The organism is Rhodococcus tukisamuensis NBRC 100609, from assembly GCF_001894985.1.
GTDB lineage: Bacteria > Actinomycetota > Actinomycetes > Mycobacteriales > Mycobacteriaceae > Rhodococcus_G > Rhodococcus_G tukisamuensis.
This window is the reverse complement of sequence record NZ_BCXG01000001.1, coordinates 194,533-219,566: the sequence shown is the minus strand read 5'-3', so window position 1 is coordinate 219,566 and position 25,034 is coordinate 194,533. Positions and strand designations below refer to the sequence as shown.

27 protein-coding genes are annotated in these 25,034 nt (G+C 71.4%); 7 read left to right on the top strand and 20 right to left on the bottom strand.

Annotation, left to right across the window (positions count from 1 at the left end; genetic code table 11):
• Window positions 1-69 precede the first annotated feature (69 nt).
• A complete protein-coding gene (locus tag RT2_RS00985; RefSeq protein WP_072842646.1) occupies window positions 70-270 on the top strand; it encodes a hypothetical protein in 201 nt (66 codons plus the stop codon).
• A gap of 57 nt (window positions 271-327) precedes the next feature.
• Here the strand turns inward: RT2_RS00985 and RT2_RS00980 are convergent, their stop codons facing one another.
• From RT2_RS00980 to hppD, 9 genes are all read right to left on the bottom strand, one after another.
• Window positions 328-1,974 carry an NTF2-like N-terminal transpeptidase domain-containing protein gene (locus RT2_RS00980; protein ID WP_072842645.1) on the bottom strand — a complete coding sequence of 549 codons (1,647 nt, stop codon included), beginning with the start codon at window positions 1,972-1,974 and terminating at the stop codon, window positions 328-330.
• 169 nt (window positions 1,975-2,143) lie between these two features.
• Complete coding sequence (gene ccsB, locus RT2_RS00975) at window positions 2,144-3,127, bottom strand: c-type cytochrome biogenesis protein CcsB (protein WP_072842644.1); 984 nt, start codon at window positions 3,125-3,127, stop codon at window positions 2,144-2,146.
• 16 nt (window positions 3,128-3,143) lie between these two features.
• Window positions 3,144-4,823: a cytochrome c biogenesis protein ResB gene (gene resB / locus RT2_RS00970; RefSeq protein WP_371851127.1), complete on the bottom strand. Its 1,680-nt coding sequence runs from the start codon at window positions 4,821-4,823 to the stop codon at window positions 3,144-3,146.
• A gap of 20 nt (window positions 4,824-4,843) precedes the next feature.
• The gene (locus tag RT2_RS00965; protein ID WP_072842642.1) at window positions 4,844-5,701 is read right to left on the bottom strand and encodes a cytochrome c biogenesis CcdA family protein; all 858 of its coding nucleotides are present in this window, start codon (window positions 5,699-5,701) and stop codon (window positions 4,844-4,846) included.
• A 2-nt stretch (window positions 5,702-5,703) separates the two neighbouring features.
• A complete protein-coding gene (locus RT2_RS00960) occupies window positions 5,704-6,309 on the bottom strand; it encodes a TlpA disulfide reductase family protein (protein WP_072842641.1) in 606 nt (201 codons plus the stop codon).
• Entirely contained in the window at window positions 6,306-6,974 is a 669-nt protein-coding gene (locus RT2_RS00955; protein WP_072842640.1) for a histidine phosphatase family protein, read from the bottom strand. Before RT2_RS00955 ends, RT2_RS00960 begins: the two co-directional genes overlap by 4 nt.
• An 82-nt stretch (window positions 6,975-7,056) precedes the next feature.
• A complete protein-coding gene (gene hemL, locus RT2_RS00950; protein WP_072842639.1) occupies window positions 7,057-8,382 on the bottom strand; it encodes a glutamate-1-semialdehyde 2,1-aminomutase in 1,326 nt (441 codons plus the stop codon).
• 157 nt (window positions 8,383-8,539) lie between these two features.
• Window positions 8,540-8,893 carry a hypothetical protein gene (locus RT2_RS00945; RefSeq protein ID WP_072842638.1) on the bottom strand — a complete coding sequence of 118 codons (354 nt, stop codon included), beginning with the start codon at window positions 8,891-8,893 and terminating at the stop codon, window positions 8,540-8,542.
• 140 nt (window positions 8,894-9,033) lie between these two features.
• A complete protein-coding gene (gene hppD / locus RT2_RS00940; RefSeq protein ID WP_072842637.1) occupies window positions 9,034-10,242 on the bottom strand; it encodes a 4-hydroxyphenylpyruvate dioxygenase in 1,209 nt (402 codons plus the stop codon).
• Window positions 10,243-10,383: 141 nt separating this feature from the next.
• Between hppD and RT2_RS00935 the strand changes: the two genes are divergently transcribed.
• Window positions 10,384-10,863, top strand: coding sequence for an Lrp/AsnC family transcriptional regulator (locus RT2_RS00935; RefSeq protein ID WP_072842827.1), 480 nt, complete (start codon window positions 10,384-10,386; stop codon window positions 10,861-10,863).
• A gap of 170 nt (window positions 10,864-11,033) precedes the next feature.
• Here the strand turns inward: RT2_RS00935 and RT2_RS00930 are convergent, their stop codons facing one another.
• A complete protein-coding gene (locus RT2_RS00930) occupies window positions 11,034-12,356 on the bottom strand; it encodes a class I SAM-dependent methyltransferase (RefSeq protein ID WP_245709327.1) in 1,323 nt (440 codons plus the stop codon).
• Window positions 12,357-12,621: 265 nt separating this feature from the next.
• On the opposite strand from RT2_RS00930, the gene RT2_RS00925 reads away from it, so the two are divergent.
• The 4 genes from RT2_RS00925 to RT2_RS00910 are packed head-to-tail and all read left to right on the top strand — an operon-like array spanning window position 12,622 to window position 15,754.
• The gene (locus RT2_RS00925) at window positions 12,622-13,023 is read left to right on the top strand and encodes a TOBE domain-containing protein (protein WP_072842635.1); all 402 of its coding nucleotides are present in this window, start codon (window positions 12,622-12,624) and stop codon (window positions 13,021-13,023) included.
• Window positions 13,020-13,805: a molybdate ABC transporter substrate-binding protein gene (modA, locus tag RT2_RS00920; RefSeq protein ID WP_174556644.1), complete on the top strand. Its 786-nt coding sequence runs from the start codon at window positions 13,020-13,022 to the stop codon at window positions 13,803-13,805. The genes RT2_RS00925 and modA overlap by 4 nt, the downstream gene beginning before the upstream one ends.
• Window positions 13,806-13,830: 25 nt before the next feature.
• On the top strand, window positions 13,831-14,643 hold the full coding sequence (locus RT2_RS00915; RefSeq protein ID WP_072842634.1) for an ABC transporter permease: 813 nt from the start codon (window positions 13,831-13,833) through the stop codon (window positions 14,641-14,643).
• Window positions 14,644-14,653: 10 nt separating this feature from the next.
• Window positions 14,654-15,754: a sulfate/molybdate ABC transporter ATP-binding protein gene (locus RT2_RS00910; protein ID WP_072842633.1), complete on the top strand. Its 1,101-nt coding sequence runs from the start codon at window positions 14,654-14,656 to the stop codon at window positions 15,752-15,754.
• A gap of 13 nt (window positions 15,755-15,767) precedes the next feature.
• Here RT2_RS00910 and RT2_RS00905 read toward each other — a convergent pair whose 3' ends face one another.
• Window positions 15,768-17,246, bottom strand: coding sequence for a flavin-containing monooxygenase (locus tag RT2_RS00905; protein WP_072842632.1), 1,479 nt, complete (start codon window positions 17,244-17,246; stop codon window positions 15,768-15,770).
• Window positions 17,247-17,391: 145 nt separating this feature from the next.
• Between RT2_RS00905 and RT2_RS00900 the strand changes: the two genes are divergently transcribed.
• A complete protein-coding gene (locus tag RT2_RS00900; protein WP_072842631.1) occupies window positions 17,392-19,311 on the top strand; it encodes an acyl-CoA dehydrogenase family protein in 1,920 nt (639 codons plus the stop codon).
• A 28-nt stretch (window positions 19,312-19,339) separates the two neighbouring features.
• On the opposite strand, the gene RT2_RS00895 is transcribed toward RT2_RS00900, so the two are convergent.
• From RT2_RS00895 to RT2_RS00855, 9 genes are all read right to left on the bottom strand, one after another.
• On the bottom strand, window positions 19,340-19,822 hold the full coding sequence (locus RT2_RS00895; RefSeq protein WP_245709326.1) for a His/Gly/Thr/Pro-type tRNA ligase C-terminal domain-containing protein: 483 nt from the start codon (window positions 19,820-19,822) through the stop codon (window positions 19,340-19,342).
• Between the two features lie 239 nt (window positions 19,823-20,061).
• Entirely contained in the window at window positions 20,062-20,265 is a 204-nt protein-coding gene (locus RT2_RS00890; RefSeq protein ID WP_072842825.1) for a heavy-metal-associated domain-containing protein, read from the bottom strand.
• 13 nt (window positions 20,266-20,278) lie between these two features.
• On the bottom strand, window positions 20,279-20,560 hold the full coding sequence (locus tag RT2_RS00885; protein WP_072842629.1) for a metal-sensitive transcriptional regulator: 282 nt from the start codon (window positions 20,558-20,560) through the stop codon (window positions 20,279-20,281).
• 32 nt (window positions 20,561-20,592) lie between these two features.
• Window positions 20,593-20,820, bottom strand: coding sequence for a hypothetical protein (locus RT2_RS00880; RefSeq protein ID WP_245709324.1), 228 nt, complete (start codon window positions 20,818-20,820; stop codon window positions 20,593-20,595).
• Window positions 20,817-21,302: a transport-regulating membrane protein Mce1N gene (gene mce1N, locus RT2_RS00875; protein WP_072842627.1), complete on the bottom strand. Its 486-nt coding sequence runs from the start codon at window positions 21,300-21,302 to the stop codon at window positions 20,817-20,819. The genes RT2_RS00880 and mce1N overlap by 4 nt, the downstream gene beginning before the upstream one ends.
• Entirely contained in the window at window positions 21,295-21,726 is a 432-nt protein-coding gene (locus RT2_RS00870) for a hypothetical protein (protein ID WP_072842626.1), read from the bottom strand. Before RT2_RS00870 ends, mce1N begins: the two co-directional genes overlap by 8 nt.
• Window positions 21,723-22,379, bottom strand: coding sequence for a hypothetical protein (locus tag RT2_RS00865; protein WP_245709323.1), 657 nt, complete (start codon window positions 22,377-22,379; stop codon window positions 21,723-21,725). The genes RT2_RS00870 and RT2_RS00865 overlap by 4 nt, the downstream gene beginning before the upstream one ends.
• Entirely contained in the window at window positions 22,376-23,350 is a 975-nt protein-coding gene (gene hemB, locus RT2_RS00860; RefSeq protein ID WP_072842823.1) for a porphobilinogen synthase, read from the bottom strand. The genes RT2_RS00865 and hemB overlap by 4 nt, the downstream gene beginning before the upstream one ends.
• Window positions 23,351-23,426: 76 nt before the next feature.
• Window positions 23,427-24,998, bottom strand: coding sequence for a bifunctional uroporphyrinogen-III C-methyltransferase/uroporphyrinogen-III synthase (locus RT2_RS00855; protein ID WP_072842625.1), 1,572 nt, complete (start codon window positions 24,996-24,998; stop codon window positions 23,427-23,429).
• Between the last annotated feature and the right edge of the window lie 36 nt (window positions 24,999-25,034).

Genomic DNA, 25,034 nt, shown 5'->3' with positions numbered 1-25,034 from the left:
GCACCATCGGCTCCGGCCGATGGTGCCGAGGCGTTTGGGGCGGCTACGCTCGAGACAAGGAGGTGCGTCGTGATCTACCTGTTGGCGCTGATCGGGCTGGTGACGCTCGCGGTGCTGTTGTGGAAGGCATTCGGACCGGACACCACACGTCCGGCGGGTCGAGTCGTCGGGCCCGACGACGATCCCGAGTTCCTGTGGCGGATGTCGCGGCCGAACCGGCCGACGAACGGTGACGCCCCGGAGTCCGGCCCCAACGACCTGCCGGGCTGAGCGCCGCCACGCGGGCACAGTCGACCGCTCCGGGCGGCCGCGCCGAAGACCTACTGGCTACGCGGGCGGCTTTGCCAGCGCGGTGAACATCCGGTCGGTCATCTTGACCGCCTGATCGCCGCCGTCCGCGTCCTGCACGTAGACAGCGAACGCCAGGTCACCCTTCGTCCCGTAGAACCACCGGTCCTGGCCGGACGCGCCGGTGGCGCCGATCAGGTCGCCGTAGCCCTTGAGCTGGGACGCGTCGCCACGCTGCACGGTGTCACGCATGATCGTGCGAAGCTGCTCGGTCACCGCCGGGGGCAGCGGCGCCGCACCTTGGTTGGCCACCGGCGGCCGTCCGGACGAGATGACCGGAATCGTCGGGGTCCCGCGGGCGATCGACGACGCCACCAGCGCCATCCCGAGCGGGCTGACCCGCACCTCGTCGTCGGCGCGGCCGTCCGTGGCCGCACGCATCAGCTTCGGTCCGCCGCCGGGGAACGCCGCCGTCCGCTGGTCCAGACCCGGGATGTCCACGTCCAGCCCCAGCCCCAACTGCCGGGCGGTGTGCTCGAGGTCGCTGTTCTGCGCGCTGGCCGCGGTGCGGACCAGGTCGATGGCCGAACCGGACGGGAAGAGTCCGTTGAACGCGATCGGGCCGAGGTCGCTGGCCTGGTTGTTCTGCGCGGCCGCAATCACGGCCCCCGACGAGGGCTGCAGCGCCACGATCGCGGCCGGCGTGCCGACGCTGACCACCGCATCCTCCGCCGCCAGCTGCAGGCGTGAGTCGAGCGACGCCCGGATGTCCGGCCCGGGCGGGCCCTGGTAGCCGGTCAGCTGGGTGACGGTGCCGTCCGGGTCCACGGCGTTGACCGCCCAGCCGGCCGTCTCGTCGCGGTTCGCCTGCCAGACGTTCTTGAGCGAGTCCGTCAACGGCGTCGAGATCCGGCGGTCGACGGTGATGAGCTTGGGGCGTTGGACGATCACCACGCCCGGGACCGCCCGCAGGTCGGGTTCGAGGATCTCGAAGTCGGCGTCGCGCAGGCTCACCGCGGTGACCTGCTGGCCGTTCGCCTTCGCGAGGTCCTGCCGCATCGACTCCGCGGTGATCAGCGGCGCGACCGGCTCGATCGCCTTCGCGAGCATGTCGGTGGTCCGGACCGGGTCCGTGATGGTGGCCGGGTCCAGGTTCACCGCGTTGATCCGCTGCTCGGTCATCAGCGGCGTGCCGACGAGGTCGAACACCCTGGGGGCCGCCGCGTCCGTCCGGTCCAGCCGCAGGATGCGTCCGTTCCCGAGACCGGGCGCCAGCGTCTGCGGGTTCCACGACACCCGCCAGCCGATGGACAGCTGCCGGACCCAGCCGTTGACGTTGTAGTCCCAGTGCCGCCCGTCGCCGAGGTCCCACGACGCGGCCGCATTGAACATCCCGGAGCCGTCGCCGAGGTCGATCACCTGGTTGACGTCGTACTCGACATGCTCGGGGTCGAGCGCGTCGAACATCTGCGACATGGTCGCCTTGGCCGCCGCCGGGTACGAGGTGACACTCGCGGCGGTGTCCACGTCGCCGGAGTTGAGCGCGTCGACGAAGGTCGCGACGACCGTTTCGGCGTCGGTCTTGGGTCTGTCCAGCACCCCTGAGACCACGCCCACACTCAGCAGCAGCACCGCACCCAGCGCGATACCGTTCCAGACCCGAAGCTTCGCCCGAACCGTGCGCATGAGTCGATCATTGTGCATGTACGGCCGGTCCGCTCGCAGGCCGCCAACCGAAGTGGTCACAACTGGAACACAGTTCCGTGAAGCACCTCGTGCTCACCGCAACCATTCTGTGACCGTCCAGGTAACCGGATCGCTGCAACCTGCGACTTCGTTGGGACGGCGCGGCAAATCAGTTCAGGCCGGCGTACGAATGCAGGCCAGAGACGACCATGTTGATGATGAAGAGGTTGAACAACATCGCCACGAAGCCGGCGACATTGATCCACGCGGCGCGCGTGTCGCGCCAGCCCGAGGTGGCCCGGGCATGCAGGTATGCGGCGTAGATGACCCAGGCGATGAAGGACACGGTCTCCTTGGGGTCCCAGCCCCAGAACCGGCCCCAGGCCGCCTCGGCCCAGATCGCGCCGAGGATGACGCCGGCACCGAAGAGTGGGAACGCGATGATCGTGGTCTTGTAGGCCAACCGGTCCAGCGTCTGCGCGTCGGGCAGTTGCGCCGCCACCTTGCCCCAGATGCCGGCCGTCTCCTCGCCCTTCGGCTGCCGGATCCGCAGCAGGAACAGCAGGCTGGCGACGCCCGAGACCAGGAAGATGCCGCTGCCGGTGGCCACGATGGTGACGTGGATGGGCAGCCAGAACGAGCGCAGCGCCGGGACGACGGGGGCGGCGTCGGCGTAGAGCACGGTGGCGGAGAGGAACATCAGCGGGATGACCACGACCAGCACGTACACCCACATCGAGCGGTAGGCCTGCCCGCGCAGCGCGATCAGGCCGACGAGCATCGCCGCGGCCGTGGCCATCGTCACGAACTCGTACATGTTGCCCAGCGGGAACCGGTCGGTCGCGAATCCGCGCAGCACGATCGAGGCCACGTGCAGCGCCACACCGACGACCAGGATGGACAGCGCCATGTTGCCGAGCCGCTCGGACCACGGCTTGCGCGGCTGCTCGACGAGCTTGCCGGGCACCGTGGTGTCCACGGGCGCGGGCGCCCCGCCCGCCGCGATCAGCTCACGGGCCTCCCGTTCGGCGACCACGTCGGCTCGGGTGGTGGCGTACTGCGCGATCAGCAGCACGAAGGCGAGCACGTAGATCGCGAACGCAGACTCGAACGCCCAGTCGCTGTAGTGGGCAATCGTCTCGTTGATCGGCATGGTTGTCTCCTGCGCCTCAGGCGCGGTTCTGCGATGTGGTCTGTGCGGGTTCGAGATCGTCGAGCAGACGGCTACCGAGCCGGTCGAACTCGTCGCCCCAACCGGCCTGGTCGGTGCGGGCGAGCCCACCCAGCTCTACTACGGTACGTCGTTGCGAACCCAATGTAGCCGACACTGCGTCGGCATCTTCCGGCGCCGGGTAGACACGCACCCAGATCCGGCGTCGCTTGACCACCAGTGAGACGAGCAGACCCGCCATCATCGACAGCGCGAACACCAGCACCCACTGCTGCCCGGGGTCGTGCGAGACCTGCAGGTTCACGAAGTCCGTGGCCCCGTCGAACCGGACGACGGTGCCGTCCGCGAGCGTCGAACTCTCGCCCGGCCGCAGGTTCACCCGGTCCTGCTTGACCATCCGGCCCTGGTTCACCAGTTCCTTGCTCAGCGAGAAGATCGACTGCGGGTTGCCGGTGTCGAGCCCGGTGTCGCCCTTGTAGATGTCGATCGCCACCGCCGGGTCGTTCATCGCGGGGAAGCTCGACGAGAGCAGGTTCCCGTGGAAGAGCGCGGTCGGCGCGAACAGACCCTCGATGCCGATCTGGTTCTTGCGGCGTTCCTCGGAGTCGGGGTACATGCCACCCGGCGGGTCGATCCGCAGCGCCCCGCTGGAGAGGAAGGTCGTCGCGTCGTCGGGACGCCACTGCAGCGTCTCGGTGCGGGTCTCCCCGTTCGGGAAGGTCACCGTGAACGTGGGCGCGTAGCCGTGTCCCTGCAGGTAGACGCGGTCGCCCGCGACCCGCAGCGGGTGGTTCACCTGGAGCTGCTGCGAGCGCCAGGTGTTGCTGGCAATGTCGTCGCCGGCCTGGTACTCGATGTTCGAGGTGAACATCTCGGCCTGGCCGTTCTCCAGGTAGTCGGCCGTGAAGTCGTTGACCTTGACGCACAGCGGGGTCAGCCCGGTGCCGTCCTCGTTGTTTCCTGCCCGGAACGCGTCGAACACCGCCGGCGAGGTGGTGCAGAAGCCCGGACCGCCGTTGGCGACCACCACGACGTTGCCCTCGTAGCTGAAGAGCTTGCCCGCGGCGATGGCCACCAGCAGGCCCACCAGCGACAGGTGGAAGACCAGGTTGCCCGCCTCACGCAGGTAGCCCTTCTCCGCGGAGAGGGTGATCTCGCCGGGGCGGCCCGCGCGCAGGTCGCCGCCGGTGCGGGTGACCTTCCGCCAGCCCCGCAGCCGGGCGCCGACGAGCTCGACCACGGCCTCCGGGTCGGCGTCGGTGCCGGTGGTCAGGTGATGCGGCAGCCGGTTCAGCCGGCGCGGCGCGGCCACCGGCTGGGTCCGCAGCGCCCGGTAGTGCTCCCAGCAGCGCGGCAGGATGCAGCCGACCAGCGAGATGAACAGCAACACGTACACCGCGGTGAACCAGAAGCTGCCGAACACGTCGAACAGCTCGAGCTTGTCCATCAGGGTGCCCAGGCTGCCGCGGTTGGCGATGTACTCGTCGACCTTGCCCGCGTTGAGGCTGCGCTGCGGCAGCAGCGCGCCGGGGATGGCCGCGAAGGCCAGCAGGAACAGCAGCACCAGCGCCGTCCGCATCGAGGTCAGCCCACGCCAGGTGTTGCGCACCAGGGCTACCACGCGGCCGAACGCCGACTGCCGCCGCGGCGGGGTGCCCGCCGGCTGTTGTTCCGTCACAACCTGCTCCTCGTTCACCGTCATATCGGCAACGTCACCTCCGAGATGAACGCATCGCGTACCCAACTGACAAAGACGTCCCAGGCGCCGGTGACCAGGGCCAGGCCCACCGCCACCAGCATCACGCCGCCGAAGATCTGGATCACCCGCGCGTTGCGCCGCAACCAGCCCACCCCGCGCAGCGCGCTCACCGAACCGAACGCCAGGATCACGAAGGGCAGCCCCAGGCCGAGGCAGTACGCGACGATCAGCAGCACGCCACGGGCCGCGGTCGCGCCCTCGGTGCCTGCCGCCACGGACAGCACCCCGGCGAGGGTCGGGCCCAGGCACGGCGTCCACCCGAGACCGAAGACCGCGCCGAGCATCGGGGCGCCGATCAGGCCGGAGACCCGCCGCGGCTCGAAACGGACGTCGCGTTGCAGCGCGGGCACCAGGCCGATGAACACCAGGCCCATGGCGATGGTGACCACACCACCGACCCGTTGCAGCACCTCACGGTTGATCATCAGCGTCGAGATCAGCCCGAACACCGAGGCGGTGGCGAGCACGAACACCACGGTGAAGCCGAGCACGAACAGCCCGACCGCGCCGGCGATGCGGAGCCTCGCGGCCCGGACCTCGGTGCGGACCGACCCCTCGCTGCGGGCGGACGCCTCGGCGGCCGTCACCGCCGGGGCGTCGGCGCCGACGATGCCCGCCAGGTAGGAGAGGTAGCCGGGCACCAGCGGCACCACGCACGGCGAGGCGAAGGACACCAGGCCGGCGAGCACGCAGACGGCCATCGCCAGCAGCAGCGGTCCGGAGGCCGCGGTGCTCTGGAAGGTCTCGCCGATTCCGGCGGCCAGGACGGCCTGGTGGGGAGCGGTCAGATCTGTCATGTTCACTGCTCTCGCGCGACCCTTTCGACCACCGGTTGCAGGTCCTCGGCCAGCAGGGCCTTGAGGAACACCGCCGCCACCCGGTGCTCCCGGTCCAGGACCAGGGTGGAGGGGATGACGCTGGTGGGGAACTTGCCGCCGAGCGCGGTGAGGGTGCGCATCGCGGGGTCGTACACGGAGGGGTAGCTCACGTTGTTGTCGGTGACGAAGTCCTGCGCCTTGTCCTGCTGCGGGTCCTTGACGTTGATGCCCAGGAAGGCGACGCCGAGGTCCTTGGTGTTCTCGTACACCGTCTCGAGGTCGTCGGCCTCGCCCCGGCACGGCCCGCACCACTGGCCCCACAGGTTGACCACGACGGGCTGGCCGGCGAAGTCGGAGAGCGAGGTGGTCTTGCCGTCGACCATCAGGTCCGGACCGGAGATGTTGCCGATGGTGCCGCGCTCGCTCGGCGGGTCGTAGAAGATCTCGGTCTTGCCGCCGGGGGTGACGAAGTCGAAGGTGCCGCCCTGGACCACCGCGTCGGTCCCGGTGCCGCAGGCCGCGACCGACCCGAGCACGGCGAGCGTCACGAGAGCACGCAGGACCGGCGCGGCGCGAAAGCGAGTCATGCCCCGGTCACCCTCGGATCGGACGCCCCCGCGGGCTCCGAGTAGACGATGTCGACGAGGGTGTCGCCCTCGTAGACCAAGGAGGTCAGCGAGGCCAGCGCGCACTGCCGGTTCCGCGGGTCGTGCCAGAGCCGCTCACCCTGCAGGAACCGGCGCAGCGTCCACACCGGAAGCTGGTGGCTGACGCACACGGCCTCGTGCCCGACGGCGGCGACGCGCGCGGTGTTGACCGCGGCCAGCATGCGGTGCGCGATCTGCAGGTAGGGCTCGCCCCAGGACGGGGTGAAGGGGTCGCGCAGCTTCCACCAGTGCCGGGGCCGGCTCAGCGCGCCGTCGCCGACGGAGACCTTGAGACCCTCGAAGTCGTTGGCCGCCTCGATCAGGTTGTCGTCGGTGGCCAGCGTCAGTCCGTGCTTGTCCGCGATCGGGGTGGCGGTCTGCTGGGCGCGCTGCAGCGGCGACGCCACCACGTGGGTGATGTCGTGGTTCGCCAGCACCGACGCGACGGTGCGGGCCTGCGCCTCCCCCGTCACCGACAGCCGGTACCCGGGGAGGCGGCCGTAGAGGATCCCCTTCGGGTTGTGGACCTCGCCGTGCCGAAGCACGTGCACGATCGTGCGGGTCGCGGCATGGTCGCTCGACGGCGTCTGGTTCGGGCTGGTCACGTGGTTGCTCCGTGATCTTCAGTGGCGGGGTGGCTGGCGGCGGCCGTGGAACAGCTGCCGGTGAGGCGTCTGGCGGGCGGAGCTACGGGGCGGTGGCCGCGGCCGCGGCCTTTGCGGCGGCCGGCAGCGCGGCCGCGATCCGGTCGAACGCAGCATCGTCGAGGGCCGACGAGACGAACCACGCCTCGAAGGCACTCGGCGGCGCGTACACACCCCGAGAGAGCAGTGCGTGGAAGAAGGCCGGGAAGCGCCAGGTGTCGCTCGCCTTGGCCTCCGCGTAGTTGGTCACGGGACGGTCGGCGAAGAACACGCTCACCATGGTGCCTGCAAACTGGACCTGGTGCCGGACCCCGGCCTCGGTGAGCGCCTCGCCGAGCAGTCGGCCGAGGGTCGCAGAGTTGCGCTCGAGGGCGTCGTACACGGCGTCGTCGGCCGCGCGCAGGCTGGCCAGGCCGGCGGCCACGGCCACCGGGTTCCCGGACAGGGTGCCGGCCTGGTAGACCGGACCGGCCGGGGCGAGGTGGTTCATCACGTCGGCGCGACCGCCGAACGCGGCGGCGGGCAGGCCGCCGCTCATCACCTTGCCGAAGGTGGTGAGGTCCCCGGCGACGCCGTCGAGGCCGTACCAACCGGCGGAGCTGACCCGGAACCCGGTCATCACCTCGTCCATGATCAGCAGGGCGTCGTGCGCGGTGCACAACCGGCGCAGGCCCTCGTTGAAACCGGGCAGCGGCGCGACGGCGCCCATGTTGCCGGCGGCGGCCTCGGTGATCACGCAGGCGATCTGGCCGGGGTTCGCGGCGAACACCTGGGCGACGGCCTCGAGGTTGTTGTAGGGCAGCACGATGGTGTCCGAGGCCTGCGCGCCGGTGACGCCGGGCGAGGTGGGCAGCCCGAGGGTGGCGACGCCAGAGCCGGCGTCGGCGAGCAGCGCGTCGACGTGACCGTGGTAGCAGCCGGAGAACTTGACGATCTTGCTGCGGCCGGTGAAGCCGCGGGCCAACCGGACCGCGCTCATGGTGGCCTCGGTGCCGGAGTTGACCAGCCGCACCTGGTCGACGGACCCGACCCGGTCCACGATCAGCTCGGCCAGCTCGATCTCGCCCTCCGTGGGGGCGCCGAAGGACAGCCCGGTGGTGGCGGCCTTCTGGACGGCCTCGACCACGGCCGGGTGCGCGTGGCCGAGGATCATCGGACCCCACGAACAGATCAGGTCGACGTAGTCGTTGCCGTCCACGTCGGTGAGGGTGCAGCCGGACGCCTTCGTGATGAAGCGCGGGGTGCCGCCGACCGACTGGAACGCGCGGACCGGCGAGTTGACGCCGCCCGGGATGACCGCGCCGGCCCGCTCGAAGAGTTGGGCGGAGGTGGTGGCGGGCCGCGCCGAAGCGCCGGGGGAAACAGTCACGACCCCCAGTGTCCCAGTTGTTGCGATCTTGACAAAGGCAGGGTGTGGGACGCCACACGCGGCCGCCGCCGCAACGCGAACGGGCGGTTACCGGGGCAACGGCCGTGAGGCCGTCCCGGTAACCGCCCGTTCGTCGTCAGGCGAAGGAGGTCCCGCGTCAGAAGACCGAGGTGGGGCCGTCGACGATGACGCCGTGGCAGGCGCCGGTGGGCAGGCAGAACTCGTTGATCCGGACCATGCCGATCCGGGTGCCGTCGACGACCCGGTAGAAGGAGAAGGTGCGGCCGTCGATGCTGTGTGCCCGCACGTCCGGCATCGTGGTGATGTCCTTGTCGGTGCTGAGCAGGTCGTCCTGGTCGAGGACCGGGTTGACCAGGTACTCGGTGTGGCCACCGTCGGCGAGCGGGGTGTACTTCGCGACGGCGGGGGCGGCGGTCGCGATCGCGGCGGACGCGGCGAGGATCGCGACGGATCCGGCAGTGGCGGCGACGATGCGGGTGACTGAGCTCATAGTTCACAGATAGAACACGACCGGGGCACCATTCGCCAGCGCAACGAGTACCGATCGGGTCACGGCCCGGCCCGAGTGTGCATCTGCCGGGGCATCGCCCGAGTGCGCCCGACAGGATCTGCACACTCGGCGCGCGCGGGTCACAGGTTCCCGCGCGCCGCCTGCTCCCGTTCGATGGACTCGAAGAGGGCCCGGAAGTTGCCCTTCCCGAAGCCCAGGGAGCCGTGCCGTTCGATCAGTTCGAAGAACACGGTCGGCCGGTCGCCCAGCGGCTTGGTGAAGATCTGCAGCAGGTAGCCGTCCTCGTCGCGGTCGACCAGGACACCGCGACGCTTGAGATCGTCGACGGGCACCCGCACGGCACCGATCCTGGCCCGCAACTGCGGGTCGTCGTAGTAGGCGTCGGGGGTGTCGAGGAACTCCACGCCCGCGGCGCGCAGCGCGTCGACGGCGCCGAGGATGTCGGCCGTGGCCAGGGCCAGGTGCTGGCAGCCGGGTTCTCCGTAGAACTGGAGGTACTCGTCGATCTGGGAGCGCCGACGTCCCACCGCGGGCTCGTTGAGCGGGAACTTCACGCGGTGGTTGCCGTTCGCGACGACCTTGCTCATCAGCGCCGAGTACTCCGTGGCGATGTCGTCGCCGACGAACTCGGCCATGTTCGTGAAGCCCATGACCTCGTTGTAGAACCGGACCCAGTGGTCCATCCGACCCATCTCGACATTCCCGACGGCGTGGTCGAGGGCCTGGAACAGCGGCACCGGGACACCGGGGCGGGACACGAATCCGCTGCGGCGCGCGACGAACCCGGGCCGGTACGGCCCGTCGTAGCGGCTGCGGTCGACGAGGGTGTGCCGGGTGCTGCCGTAGGTCGCGAGCGCGGCGACCCGCACCACGCCGAACTCGTCTGCCTCGTCGTGGGGTTCGAGCAGGACGGTCGCCCCGTGCGCGCGGGCGTGCGCGACGCAGCGGTCCACGTCGAGGACCTCGAGGGCCAGGTCGGTCACGCCGTCGCCGTGCCTGCGGTGGTGGTCCGCGAGCGGGCTCGCCGGATCCACCGCGCCCTCGAGCACGAAGCGCACCGAACCGGCCTCGAGGACGAAGGACTTGTGGTCGCGGCTGCCGGTCTCCGGGCCGGCGTAGGCGACGAGCGTCATGCCCCAGGTGGCGACGAAGTACTGCGCGCTCTGGGTGGCGTTGCCGCACGCGAACACCACCGCGTCGACGCCGACGACCGGGAACGGGTCCGCGGCGTCGTCGTGGTCCACCAACCCGACCAGCTGACGGAGTTGGTCGGCACCGAGACGCGCGGCGCGTTCGTGCGGGGTCAGCATGCGGTCCGCGAGGGTCATGCCTTCACTGTGATCCGTGCCGGGACGGCGGGCAACGACCGCGATTGACGCTGACCATTCTGTACAGAATGCTGAGAGTTGTCCGACTGCGACCGGACAAGTTGACCAGGGCGAGTGGCCGTGCGTGAGCGAGGTGCCGGGATGAGTATCGACCGACTCGACGCGGACCTGTTGGCGCTGCTGCACGCCGAGCCCCGGGTCGGGGTGCTCGAGGCCTCCCGCCGGCTCGGCGTTGCCCGTGGCACGGTACAGGCCCGGCTCGAGCGCCTCGAACGCAGCGGCGTGATCGCCGACCTCTCCCCCACCCTCGACCCCGAGGCGCTCGGATTTCCCGTCACGGCCTTCGCCACCCTCGAGATCGTCCAGGGCCAGGGCCACGAGGCCGTGGTCGAGCACCTGACCGCGATCCCGGAAGTGCTCGAGGCCCTCACCATCACCGGCGCCGGCGACGTGCTGGTGCGGGTGGTCGCCCGCACGCACGCGGACCTGCAGCGGGTGATCAACCAGATCGTCGACGGCCAGCACGTGCTGCGCTCGTCGACCGCGATCGCGCTGCAGACCCAGATCCCGCTGCGCCTGCTGCAGCTGGCGCAGGCCGCGGCCGGCGCCCGGGACCGCTGAGCCCGGGATCACCCGGGGTCCGCAGGTCGGTGGGGCGCCGAGCCGAGCCGGACAGGCAACTGCCCTTGCCGATCCTGGCGCGCACTCCGGACGGCCACACCCCTCGAAGCGACCGTCACAGACGCTGTCAGGGTAGTACTGACTGCTCGGTAAGTCTACCCAAAGGTAAGTTAAGCCGCGGCGTTGCCGGCGGACCCCGCCGCCGGGTCGAACGGCGCGTGCCCGACGGTGCCGAGCCACTCCTCGCGGGTGCTCGGCATCCCGCTGCCGCCGCGGTCGCCGGGGCGCACCGCGAGCACCTGGTTGACGGTGATCCGCCCCCGTTCGAAGGACACGGCGCTGGCCGCCAGGTAGAGCAGCCAGATCCGGGCCTGCTCCGGCCCTGCCAACGCGGTCGCCTCGGCCCAGGACCCGCGCAGGTTGTCCACCCAGTGCCGCAACGTGAGGCCGTAGTGCTCGCGCAACGACTCGCAGTCCCGGGTCTCGAGCCCCGCGCGTTCGACCGCGCCCTGCACCCGGCTCAGCGGCAGCAGTTCCCCGTCCGGGAACACGTACCGGTCCACGAAGTTCGGCGGCTCGTGGGATGGATCCGCCAGTGGCGCAACGGATGCGATCGCCTGGTTGAGCAACCGCCCCTCCGGCCGGAGCAGTCGCGCCATGCCCGCCAGGTAGGTGTCGAACTGGGCGTCGCCCACGTGCTCCGACATGCCGATGCTCGCGATCGCGTCGTAGGGGCCGTCGGTCACGTCGCGGTAGTCCTGCAGCCGGATCTCGACGCGGTCCGCGACCCCGGCCGCGGCGACGCGGGCCCGCGCCAGCGTGCACTGCTGCCCGCTCACCGTCACCCCCACCGCACGGACGCCGTAGTGCCGGGCGGCGTGGATGGCCATCGACCCCCAGCCGCAGCCGACGTCGAGCAGGCGCATGCCCGGCTGCAGCCCCAGCTTTCGGCAGACCAGGTCCAGCTTGTCGTGCTGAGCGTCCTCGAGCGTCCCGGCGGTGCCGCGCTCCCAGTAGCCGCAGGAGTAGACCATGCTCGGGCCGAGCAGCAACCGGTAGAAGTCGTTGCCGACGTCGTAGTGCCGGGAGACGACCTCCGCGTCACGCGCCTTGCTGTGCTTGGCACCGCGGCGCCGGATCAGCTCCTCGGCGGGAGGTTTCGGACGGGGGCCGAGCGCGCCGAGCCGCACGAAGGTACCCGTGTGACCCGCCAGCTCGCGCCACCCGAGCGTGCGCAGGTCCCGTCGGGCCACCCGCCCGATGACGTCCGGGTCCTCCAGCAGGGCGAACAGGTCGCCGGTGATCTCGAGGTCGCCCGCGACGTACGCGCGGCCCAGCCCCAGCTCGTTCGGCGACCAGAGGATTCGCCGCAGCGCCCGCCGGTTGCGGAAGGTCACGGTCACGGCGGCGGACTCGGGCCCCGCCACCGACCCGTCCCAGCAGCGGACCCGTACCGGCAGCGGTGCGCCCGCGACGGACTCGAAGACCGACAACAGTTGCGGTGCTGCACTTCTCGATGCGAACACCGTCGACGACAACACGAATCGGCCTCCGTTTCCGGGGCGAAGCCGAGCGGCGTCGGCAGGAGCCGCGCCGCGCCTGCAGGTGACCACCTCACGGTACCTCCGGATGGCAGGACCGGGCCGGGGAACCGCGACGGCGACAGAATCGCGAACGCGGATCCTTCGCCTCGCACTACCGGCATCCACTGGTCTAACATCTCGAATCAACCGCATATGCGGATGACGGAGGGGTCACATGTCAATTCGCGTGAAGGACGCCGCGGCACTGCTCGGCGTCAGCGACGACACGGTGCGGCGCTGGATCGACGCCGGCACGCTGGTCGCCGGCAAGGACGAGTCGGGACGCAAGGTCATCGACGGCGAGGTGCTCGCCGAGTTCGCCCGCGAGCACGCCACGCCACCACCGGACCCCCTCGGCACCGGCAGCTCCGCCCGCAACCGGTTCGTCGGGCTCGTGACCAAGGTGACGACCGACAAGGTGATGGCCGAGGTGCAGATGCAGTGCGGGCCCTTCACCGTCGTCTCGCTGATGAGCAGCACGTCGGCCGCCGAACTCGGGCTGGCGCCCGGCAAGGTCGCCGTCGCGATGGTCAAGGCCACCACTGTCGTCGTCGAAACACCCGGAGGTACATCGTGACCCGCACCGTTCCCGGCCTGCTGGCCGTGCTGGCCGCCACGGCCCTGGTGGCCGGCTGCGGGGGCTCGTCCGACGACCCGGCCGCCCCGACCACCGGTGCGGCGGTAACCGGCGACGTCACCGTCTTCGCCGCGGCCTCGCTGAAGCCCACGTTCACCGAACTCGGCACGCAGTTCGAGGAGGCGCACCCCGGCAGCCGGGTGCGGTTCAACTTCGCCGGCTCCTCCGACCTGGTGGCACAGCTGAGCCAGGGCGCGCCCGCCGACGTGTTCGCCTCCGCCGACACCGCGAACATGACCAAGGCCACCGACGGCGGGCTCGTCGCCGGAGTCCCCGTCAACTTCGCCACCAACACCCTCACCATCGTCACCGCTCCCGGAAACCCCCGGGGCATAACATCGTTCGCCGACCTGACCGAGCCCGGCAACCAGGTGGTGGTGTGCGCGCCGCAGGTGCCCTGCGGCGCGGCGACCGTCAAGGTGGAGCAGGCCACCGGCGTGGACCTCGCGCCGGTCAGCGAGGAGTCCTCGGTCACCGACGTCCTCGGGAAGGTCACCTCCGGACAGGCCGACGCGGGCCTGGTCTACGTCACCGACGCCGCCAACGCGGGCGAGAAGGTGACCGCCGTGGCCTTCCCGGAGGCGTCCCGCGCGGTGAACACCTACCCGATCGCCGTCCTGAACGAGTCACAGAACCATTCCGCCGCAGCGGAATTCGTCGAACTCGTCACCGGACCGGAGGGTCGGCAGGTGCTGGCCGAGGCGGGGTTCGCGGCGCCGTGACCTGTCGGCAGTCCGGACCGGTTCGGTGACCGGCCTGCGCCAGGGCACCGCGGCGGGGGTGGGCCTGCCCGCGTGGGCCTACCTGCCCGCCGCGATCGGCGCGGCCTTCCTGCTGCTGCCGCTGGTCGCGGTGCTGGTCGAGATCGACTGGGCGAACTTCGTCCCGCTGGTCACCTCCGAATCCTCCCGCACCGCACTGACGTTGAGCCTGAAGACCGCCGCCGCGAGCACGCTGCTGTGCATTGTGTTCGGGGTGCCGATGGCCCTGGTGCTGGCCCGCGGCCACTTCCGCGGGCGCTCGCTGCTGCACGCCCTCGTGCTGCTGCCGCTGGTGCTGCCGCCGGTGGTCGGCGGCATCGCACTGCTGTACACCTTCGGACGCAACGGCCTGCTGGGCCAGCACCTCGAGGCCTTCGGCGTCCGGATCGCGTTCTCCACCACCGCCGTCGTGCTGGCGCAGACCTTCGTCTCGCTGCCGTTCCTCGTCGTCAGCCTCGAGGGCGCACTGCGCGTGGCCGGCCGCGACTTCGAGCGGGTCGCCGCCACCCTCGGCGCCCGCCCCACCACGGTGCTGCGCCGGGTGACGCTGCCGTTGGTGCTGCCCGGCCTGCTCTCCGGGGCGGTGCTCGCCTTCGCCCGGGCACTCGGCGAGTTCGGCGCCACCATCACCTTCGCCGGCTCGCTGCAGGGCGTCACCCGCACGCTGCCACTGGAGATCTACCTGCAACGCGAGACCGACCCGGACGCCGCGGTCGCGTTGTCACTGCTGCTCATCGTGGCCGCGGCCGTGATCGTGGTCGCGGTCCACGGCCGGCGTCTCACCAGAGGCGCGCCGTGAGGGGCCCGCGGTGAGCGCGCTGTCGGTGCGGGCCCGGATCGAGCGGCGCGGCGTCGACCTCGACCTCGACCTGGCGGACGGCGAGGTGCTGGCCGTCCTCGGCCCCAACGGGGCCGGCAAGTCCACGCTGCTGTCGCTGATCGCGGGGCTGGTGCGACCCGACCACGGCACCGTCATGCTCGGCGACGCGACCCTCACCGACACGGCCGCCGGCGTGTTCGTCCCGCCGCACGCGCGCGGCGTGGCGCTGCTGTCCCAGCGGCCGCTGCTGTTCCCACACCTCAGCGCCGCCGCGAACGTCGCCTTCGCACCCCGCAGCCGCGGGACGGGCCGGGCGGCGTCCCGCGTGCTGGCCCGGCAGTGGCTGCAGGCCGTCGACGCCGAAGACCTGGCCCGCCGCCGGCCCGCCCGACTCTCGGGCGGCCAGGCCCAGCGGGTCGCGATCGCGCGGGCCCTCGCCGCCGAGCCGCGACTGCTGCTGCTGGACGAGCCGATGTCCGCGCTGGACGTGACCGCCGCGCCCGTGGTGCGCCGGCTGTTGCGGACCGTCCTGCGTGAGCAGTCGCGGACCGCGGTGATCGTCACCCACGACCTCCTCGACGCGCTCGCCCTGGCCGACCGGGTGGCGATCGTCGACGCGGGCCGGATCGTCGAGTCCGGCACCGTGCGCTCGGTCCTCACCTCGCCGCGCAGCGCCTTCGGCGCCCGGATCGCCGGGGTCGACCTGCTCGCCGGCACCATGGCCGCAACCGGTTCGCTCGAGACGCCCTGGGGCACCACCGTTTCCGGGATCGAGGAGCCTGGCGGCGACCTCCACCCCGGCGCGGCGGCGGTCGCCCTGTTCCGGCCGGCCGCGGTGGCGGTGCACCTCGAACCGCCGCATGCCAGCCCCCGCAACGCGCTCCCCGTGACCATCGCCGAGATGGAGGTGCACGGGACGACCGTACGGGTGCGCGGCGCCGAGAACCCGGACGGCAGCGCCGGTCTCGCGGCGGACGTCACCGCCGCGGCCGTCGCCGACCTCGACCTCGCACCGGGGCGGCAGGTGTACTTCGTGGTCAAGACCCAGGAGGTGGAGCTGCACCCGGCGCTGCCGGCACCCGCCGGCTGAGCCGCGGCAACCGTCAGAACAGCTCGTGGTCGCGCCGCCGCACCCTGCGCGTACGCAGCCGGTACCGCCACGAGAAGCCCGGCCACAGTGAGTGATTGGTGCCGTCCGCTGTGACATACCAACTCGCGCATCCACCGGTACTCCAGACGGCGGACGCGAGCCGGTCGTGCAGGTCAGCGTGGTAGTCGGCCTGCGCGTCCGCGCGGACGTCGACCGCACGCGCCCCGTCCCGATCCACCAGGGCCATCGCCGCGAGCACGTGCCGGACCTGCGACTCGATCATGAACACCAGGGAGCTGTGCCCCAGGCCGGTGTTCGGCCCGGTGAGCAGGAACGCGTTGGGCAGGCCCGAGACCGTGATGCCGAGGTGCGTCGCGATCCCGTCCCGCCACCACAGCTCCTGCAGGGTGACGCCGCCCCGCCCGGCGAGCGGCAGCCGGGCCAGCGGGCCCGCCACCCGGAATCCGGTGGCGTAGACGATCACGTCCACCGGGCGCACCGTCCCGTCGGCGGTCACGACGGCGTCCGGGCGGATCTCGGCGATCGGGTCGGTGACCACCTCCGTGCCCGGCCGGCTCAGGGCCGGGTAGTAGTCGTCGGACCGGAGGATCCGCTTGCAGCCGATGCGGTAGTCCGGCGTCAGCGCCCGTCGGAGTTCGGGGTCCGGGACCTGACGGCGCAGATGCCCCCGTGCCCGACGTTCGAGGGGCCGGGTCAGCGCGGGCGGTCCGTTGAGCCCGAGCGCCAGCAGCTCCGCGTTCCAGTAGGTCAGTGCTCGGGCGATCCGCCCGGTCGCAGGCACCCGCACGGCTGACAGGCGGGACCTGCGTCGCGGCAGCACCCACGGCGGCGTGCGCTGGTAGAGCTGCAGCGCGCCGGCGCGAGCGGCGAGCTCGGGCACCAGCTGGACCGCGCTCGCGCCGGTGCCGATCACCGCCACCGTCTTGCCGGTGAGGTCGACGGTGTGGTCCCACTGCGCCGAGTGGAAGGAAGGTCCGCCGAAGGTCCCGGCGCCGGAGATCCGGGGCAGCGCGGGCTGGTGCAGGGCGCCCGTCCCGACGACCAGGAACTGCGCGACGTACTCGCGGCCGTCCACGGTCCGGACGTGCCAACGCCGGGCGGCCTCGTCCCATCGTCCGCCGCCGACCTCGGCGCCGAATTCGATCTTCGCGCGGACGCCGTACTCGTCGCTCACCCGCCGGAGGTAGTCCAGGATCTCGGGCTGTGAGGCCCGGTCGCCGCCGCGGCGACGGTGCGGCGCGAACGAGTACGAGTACAGGACCGACGGCACGTCGCACTCGCAGCCCGGATAGGTGTTCTCCCGCCAGGTGCCACCGACCTCGGCGGCCTTCTCGAGCACCACGAAGTCGCCCTCACCGGCTCGGGCCAGGCCCACCGCCATGCCGAGCCCGGCGAATCCCGCACCGATGACCAGCACCCGGGTGTGCCGGACCGTCCCCGCGCCGAGCCCTGCCTCGTCTGCCTGTGTCATCGAACTCCACCTCTCACCCACCAACTTGAACAGTGTTCAAGTTGGGTACCGTTTAACGCAAATTGCCCTGTTCGCAGAGGTGACGGCGGAGCGGGCGACCGCGCCGTACCCGGCAGGCGCACCGCGAGGTCGCTACCGTCGAGGCATGGCAACCACAGCGGATCACCTGCGGACCGCCCTCGACGGCCGGTGGCGAGAGGTGCGGGAGAAGGTCCGGGTGGACCTCACCCGCCCCGAGTTCGCGCCGCACTTCACGCCGGACCTCGACGCCGCCCGAGCCAAGACGCTCGAGCAGATGCAGTTTCTCGCCGAATCCGGTTACGCTGCCAACGGTTTCAGCGTCGAGCACGGCGGCACCGGCGACGTTGGCGCGGCGGTCACAAGCATCGAGATGCTCGCGATGTCGGACCTGTCGCTGATGGTCAAGGCCGGGGTGCAGTGGGGCCTGTTCGGTGGCGCCGTCGAGAACCTGGGCACCGCCGCCCACCACGAGGCGTACGTCCGGCCGCTGATCGACCTGGACCTGCTCGGCTGCTTCGCGATGACCGAGACCGGGCACGGCAGCGACGTGCAGGAACTCGAGACCACCGCCACCTACGACGCCGCGTCCGGGGAGTTCGTGATCGACTCCCCCACCCCGTCGGCCCGCAAGGACTACATCGGTGGCGCGGCCCGGCACGCCCGGATGGCGGCCGTGTTCGCGCAGCTCGTCACCGCCGGCCCCGGCGAGGAACCGGAATCGAAGGGCGTGCACTGCTTCCTGGTCCCGATCCGGGACGAGCGGGGCGACGACCTGCCCGGCATCACCACCTCGGACTGCGGGCACAAGGGCGGCCTGCCCGGCGTCGACAACGGCCGGATCGTCTTCGACCGGGTGCGGGTACCGCGGGCGAACCTGCTCAACCGGTACGGCGACGTCGCCGCGGACGGCAGCTACAGCTCGCCGATCGAGCACCCGAACCGGCGGTTCTTCACCATGGTCGGCACCCTGGTGCGGGGCCGCGTCACCGTCGGCGGGGCGGCCGGCGCGGCGGCCCGCGTCGCCCTGTCCATCGCCACCCGGTATGCGTTGCAGCGCAGGCAGTTCGACAAACCCAATAGTAGCGAGGAGGTCCTCATCATGGACTACCTCGTACACCAACGCCGACTGCTGCCGCTGATCGCGAAGTCCTACGCCCTGCACTTCGCGCAGAACGAGTTGGTCACCAGGCTGCACGAGATCCAGAGCGCGCGGGAGGTGGACCCGCAGGAACAGCGCGAGCTCGAGGCCCGCGCCGCCGGGCTCAAGGCCGCGAACACCTGGCACGCCACCCGGGCGATCCAGGAGTGCCGCGAGGCCTGCGGCGGCGCCGGCTACCTCACCGAGAACCGGCTCGTCGCGCTCAAGGCCGACACCGACGTGTTCACCACCTTCGAGGGCGACAACCACGTGCTCACGCAGCTGGTGGCGAAGGAACTGCTCACCGCCTACGCCGACGAGGTGCGCGGGATGGGTCCGGTGGACTGGATGCGGTTCGCCGCCACCACCGTCGGCGACGTGGTCAAGAAGCGCACCGCGGCGCAACAGATCATCCAGACCATCCTCGACACCCGGCAGGACAACGAGGAGGACGGCAGCCTGTTCAACCGCGGCACCCAGCTGAGGATGTTCTCCGACCGCGAGGAGTACCTGCTCTCCACCGCCGCTAAGCGACTGCAGGGCGCTCAGAAGCGCGAGGGCGACCCGTTCGACGCGTTCAACTTCGTCCAGGACCACGTGCTCCGGGCCGCCGAGGCGCACATCGACCGGGTGGTGCTCGAGGCGTTCGTGGCGGGCATCGACTCGTGCCCCGACGAGGCCGCGGCGGACCTGCTCGGCGAGCTGTGCGACCTCTACGCCCTGACGGTGATCGAGGAGGACAAGGCCTGGTTCATGGAGCACCGGCACCTGTCCGTCGAGCGGGCCAAGGCCGTCACCCGCGGCGTCAACGAGCGCTGCCGCACCCTGCGCCCGCACGCGCTGGAACTGGTCGAGGGGTTCGCGGTGCCGGAGTCCACGCTGGGCGCGGCGATGCTCGAGGGCTGACCGTGGACCGGCCGGGCGCGGGCGGGGTTCACCCAAGCTCGCCCGGCCGCAGCGCCCGGGTCCGGACGTCGAAGAGCACGCACCGGACGAACACCTCCCGGTCGACGCTGCCCCGCTGTCCGGACGCGGGGACCACGGCACTGACCGTGCGGTTCTCCAGTTCCGCGTCGCCGACGACCGCTGTGTACGGGTCGCGGCGTCTACGAGACTCGCGGATGCGCGCGCCCAGCGAGCCCGCACCGAGGACCTCGGCGCGGATCTCGTTCTCCCGCAACTCGACCCGCAGCTTGTCCGCTTCGTCACGGTGCCGCTCGGACACCGGCAGGACGACCACCTGTCTGGGCGCCAGCCACGGCGGCATCCGGCCCTCGAAGCGCTCGACCAGCAGCGCCACCATCCGCTCCATGGACCCGAGCAGGCCCCGATGGATCATGACCGGGCGGTGCCTGGCGCCGTCCTCGCCGGTGTACTCGAGCCGGAAACGATCGGGTTGGTTGAAGTCGAGTTGCACCGTCGACAGGGTCTCCTCGCGGCCCTGGCCTGCTTGCCGATCCGGACGGCACCGAGGCCGCCGTCCCGGATGTATCCGCGGACCGTCCGCACGTGCAGACCCCAGCCGGTCGGCGACCTCGTCCGCGGTGAACAACTCCTGCGCCATGACTCCCGTCGAGATTACAAAAACAGCCGCATCACCCGCTTTGATGCGAGTCGATACGGCTGTTCAGGTGACAACAGGGAGGAAATCCCGACTCAGGGGGCCAGCTGGTAGCCCGCCTCCTCGACCGCCTCGGCGACCGCCTGCCGTGCAACCGGCGAGTCACTGGTCACCTCGAGCGCACCAGACGCCAGGTCCACCCGGACGTCGGTGACGCCGGCGATCGCGCCGACCTCCTCGGTGACCGCGGCGACGCAGTGCCCACAGGTCATGCCGACGACGGCGAAAGTGCTCTGCATCGTCACCCCTCCCCTACGACCGGACCAGCCGGGCGATGGCGTCGGACGCCTCCTTGACCTTGGCGTCGGCCTCGGGCCCACCCTTCTTGGCGGCCTCGACGACGCAGCCGGCCAGGTGCGCATCCATCAGCTTCAGCGAAACCGACTGCAGCGCCTTGGTTGCCGCCGACACCTGGGTGAGGATGTCGATGCAGTACCGGTCGTCGTCGACCATGCGCGAGATCCCGGCGACCTGCCCCTCGATGCGACGCAGTCGCTTGAGGAGGTCGTCCTTCTCGGGGGAGTAACCGTTCATTCCCCCAGGGTACCCCCCAAGGGTATTGTCCGCTACCGGCGGCGGACCACGTCGAGGACCAGCAGTCCCGCGGCGATCACCAGCGCCGTCGCGCCGCCGATCCACGACCCGGAATAGCGGGTGCCCGTGAACGCGGGCGCCCCCTCGACCAGCGGCCCGAACTCCGTGGTGCTCACCCCCCGGGTCCAGCACCACACCGCCAGCGCCAGCGCCAGCACGGCCAGGAACCCCTCCGCGACCCGCAGCATGCGTCCGGTCACCGTCCGCTCCCCTCGTCCGCGGCGGCGCCAGGCACCGCACGCTCCAGCGCCGCCCGCAACCCGTCGCCGTCCCGGGCCCAGGCCCGGACGATTCCGCCGTCGCGTAGTCGCAGCCCGATCCCGGTCCGCCGCTTGGGCACCCCGGACAGCTCGCCGAGCGCGCGCGCTGTCTCCCAGGGTTCCAGGTCCGCGGCAAACGGGTCACCCGCGGGCAGGATCTCCTCGATCTCGGCGAGCGCCAACGTCTCGGTCCCGCACCGCAGGTCGGTGTCGGTCAGCGTGACGCTCGCGTGCTGCCGGGCCGCGGCCACCTGCAGCGCGACCAGACCCGCGAGCAGCGCCGCGCACACCGTCAGTGCCAGCCAGTGCACCCCGGCACCGAAGAAGAGGTCGCCGATCAGGACCACCAGGCACAGCACGGGCCCGACCGCGACCAGCCGCCAACTCCCGCCGGGCTCGGCGAACACCGCCGGCTCAGCCACGGTCGAACCACGCGGTCGCCGACGGCAGGTACACCAGCATGCCCGCCGCCAGCGTCACCACCGCCACCAGCAGCACCGGCGCCTGGCCCACCCCGGTGGGCAGCAGCGCGAGTTCGAGGACCGTGAACACCGCCGACAGCGCCACCAGCGCCCGGCGGAAGCGTCCGTCGCCTGCGCGGGCGGGACCGGCCATCAGCCCGACCGCGAGGCCCACCAGCAGCGCGACCGCCCCGGAGCCGCGCAGCAGCAGGACCAGCGAGTCGAGGTCGCCGGGCGCCGCGCCGTTTCCGAGCAGCTGATCGCGCAGCGCCGCACCGGAACTGGTGACGGCCAGCAACCCGAAGAGCACCAGCAGCGCCGAGCAGGCCAGCCACAGCCAGTACGCCACGGTGACCGGCCGCGGCCGGGTGCGCTCGTCGGTCACCGCTGCTGCTGCGCCTTCACACCCGGCATGAAGTACCGGTTGGAGTCGGCCCGGTGCATCAGCACCACCGCGCCCACCGACAGCACCGCCTGCAGGATGCCGGCGCCGCCCGCGACGACGGCGGCCGCGCCGCCCACCGCGCCGAGCCCGAACACCGTCGGGATCGCGACGAACACCGTCATCACACCGATCATGGTGACGAGCATCCTCGCCCAGTTTCGGCCGGCGCGCATCTTGAACACGAAGAGCAGGTAGACCCCGGTCAGGATCAGCCCGAGCACCGCGGTCAGCCCGAAACCGATCAGCAGCAGGCCCTCCGCGGTCGAACGGGTGATCTCCACCGTCTCGTCCTGGGCACGGACGTCGCGCACCAACTGGTCGGCGAAGTTCGCCCGGTCACCCAGCGCGGTCGCCAGCGTCGCGAAGAGGTTCACCACGCCGAGACCGGCGACGCCACAGAGCAACTGGAATGCGGTGACCACGTCCACGGGCGGCTGCGGCTTCGGCGGCACCGGCGGCGACTGGGGATACGGGTACTGCTGCTGCGGGTACGGCTGCTGCGCCGGGTACGGCTGCTGCGCCGGGTACGGCGGCTGCGGATCCTGCGACGGCCGCGGCGACTGCTGCGGGTCCTGCGGCGAGGGCGTCGTCACAACCGGGCCGCCACTTCGGCGGCCCAGTAGGTGAGCACGATGTCCGCCCCGGCCCGGCGGATGCACAGCAGCGACTCGTCGATGGCGGCGTCCCGGTCGATCCAGCCGTTCTGCGCCGCCGCGGTGATCATCGAGTACTCCCCCGAGATCTGGTACGCCGCAACGGGAACCGCGGAACGGTCGGCAGTCTCCCGCAGCACGTCGAGGTAGGACATGGCCGGCTTGACCATCACCATGTCCGCGCCCTCGGCCAGGTCCAGGTCCACCTCGCGAAGCGACTCGCGGCGGTTCGCGGCGTCCTGCTGGTAGGTGCGCCGGTCGCCGCTCAACGACGACCCGACGGCCTCCCGGAACGGGCCGTAGAAGGCGGAGGCGTACTTCGCCGCGTACGCGAGCATGCCGGTGTCGAGGTGGCCCGCGGCGTCGAGTCCCGCACGGATCGTCGCGATCTGGCCATCCATCATCCCGCTCGGGCCGAGCAGGTGCGCGCCCGCCTCGGCCTGCGACAGCGCCATGTCGACGTAGCGGACCAGGGTCGCGTCGTTGTCCACGGCGCCGTCCGCGGTGAGGACCCCGCAGTGGCCGTGCGCGGTGAACTCGTCGAGGCAGGTGTCGGCCATGATGACGGTGTCGTCACCGAGTTCGGTGCGCAGCGCCCGCAGACCGCGGTTGAGGATGCCGTCGGGATCGCTGGCCCCGGACCCGGTCGCGTCCTTGTCCTCGGGCCGCGGCACACCGAACAGCATCAGACCGCCGACGCCCGCGGCCACCGCCTCGGTGGCGGCGACGCGCAGCGAGTCCAGCGTGTGCTGGAAGACGCCGGGCATCGAGGAGATCTCACGCGGCGCGTCGATGCCGTCGGCGACGAACATCGGCAGTACCAGATGCCGTGGCTCCAGCGAGGTTTCGGCAACCAGGCGGCGCATCGCCGCGGTGCTGCGCAGGCGGCGGGGCCGCTCGGCGGGAAAGATCATGCCCTCCTTCGTCGGGCTCGTGCGCGGTTGACGAGTCAACCGACCCGTCAACCGCGCACGAGCGCGTCAGCGCCTAGCGCCTGCGGGACTTCTTGCGCGGGGGCGGCAGTGCACCCTCGGCGCGCAGCCGGGCCGCGTGCTCCGCGAGGGCCTCCACCAGCGGTCCCGCCTGGGCGGTCTCCGGCTGCACGTCCACCCGCAGGCCGAACTCGATCGCGGTCTCCGCGGTCTTCGGCCCGATGCACGCCACCAGGGTGCGCGCGTGCGGCTTGCCCGCGATACCGACCAGGTTCCGGACGGTGGACGACGAGGTGAAGCACACCGCGTCGAACCCGCCGGTCTTGATCATCTCGCGGGTCTCGGCCGGCGGCGGCGCCGCCCGGACGGTCCGGTAGGCCGTGACGTCGTCGATCTCCCAGCCGCGCTGACGCAGGCCCTCGGCGAGGGTCTCGGTGGCGATGTCCGCGCGCGGCAGCAGCACCCGGTTGACCGGGTCGAAAACGTCGTCGTACGGGGCGAACTCGGCCAGCAGGCCCTCGCTGGACTGCTCACCGGACGGCACCAGCTCGGGGTTGATGCCGAACGAGCGCACCTTGTCGGCGGTGGCCTGGCCGACACAGGCGATCTTCACGCCGGAGAAGGCGCGGGCGTCGAGACCGAACTCCTCGAACTTCTCCCACACCGCGCGGACCGCGTTGGTGGAGGTGAACACCACCCACTGGTAGCGGCCGTCCACCAGGCCCTTGACCGAGCGCTCCATCTGCGCGGGGCTGCGCGGCGGCTCGACGGCGATGGTCGGCACCTCGATCGGGATGGCACCGTGGGTGACCAGCCGCTCGCTCATCTCGCCGGCCTGGTCCTTGGTGCGCGGCACCAGCACGGTCCAGCCGTACAGCGCCCGCGACTCCCACCAGGACATCTTGTTGCGCTGCGCGACGACCTTGCCGACCGTGACGATCAGCGAGCCGACCAGTTCGGAGCCCGCCTCGTTCAGGGTGGCAAGGGTGGCCTCGACGGTGCGCTGCTGGCGGGTGGTGCCGCGGACGGTGATCGCGGCCGGGGTCTGCGGTGCCAGGCCGTGCTCGACCAGTGCGCTCGCGGTCTCCGCGAGGTGGGCGGCACCGGCGTGCAGCACCAGCGGGCCGGGCGCGGCGGCCAGCGCCGCCCAGTCGACCTCACCGCGGACGTCGGCCTCGGTGTGGCCGGAGCCCAGCGCCATGCCGGCGTAGCTGGGCACCGCCGAACCGGCGGGCAGCCCGGGCAGCACCTCGAAGACCACCTGGGTGCGGGCCACCGCGGTGACCTCGGCGATCACCGAGTCGGTGGTCAGCGGATCGCCGGAGACCAGGCGGACCACGTCGTGGCCGTTCTTGGCCTCGGCGACCAGGGTCTTCGCGACCTCGGCGGGCTCGCCGAGGGCGGGCCGCACCTCGGAGAGGGGGTGCTCCGGATCGACCTCGACGCCCTTGACCAGCAGCGCCGTGCCGACCAGCGCGGCGACGCCCTTGTCGACGTCGGGATCGGTGAACGCGAGCGTCGCGTTGGCCAGGACGTCCCTGGCGCGGACGGTGAGCAGCGCGGGATCGCCGGGCCCGGAGCCCACGAACAGGATCCGTCCGGGAGTGTTCTTTCGGACTCGGCTCATCGGTTGTTCTCCAGTGCGTTCAAGTGTCGAGCAGTG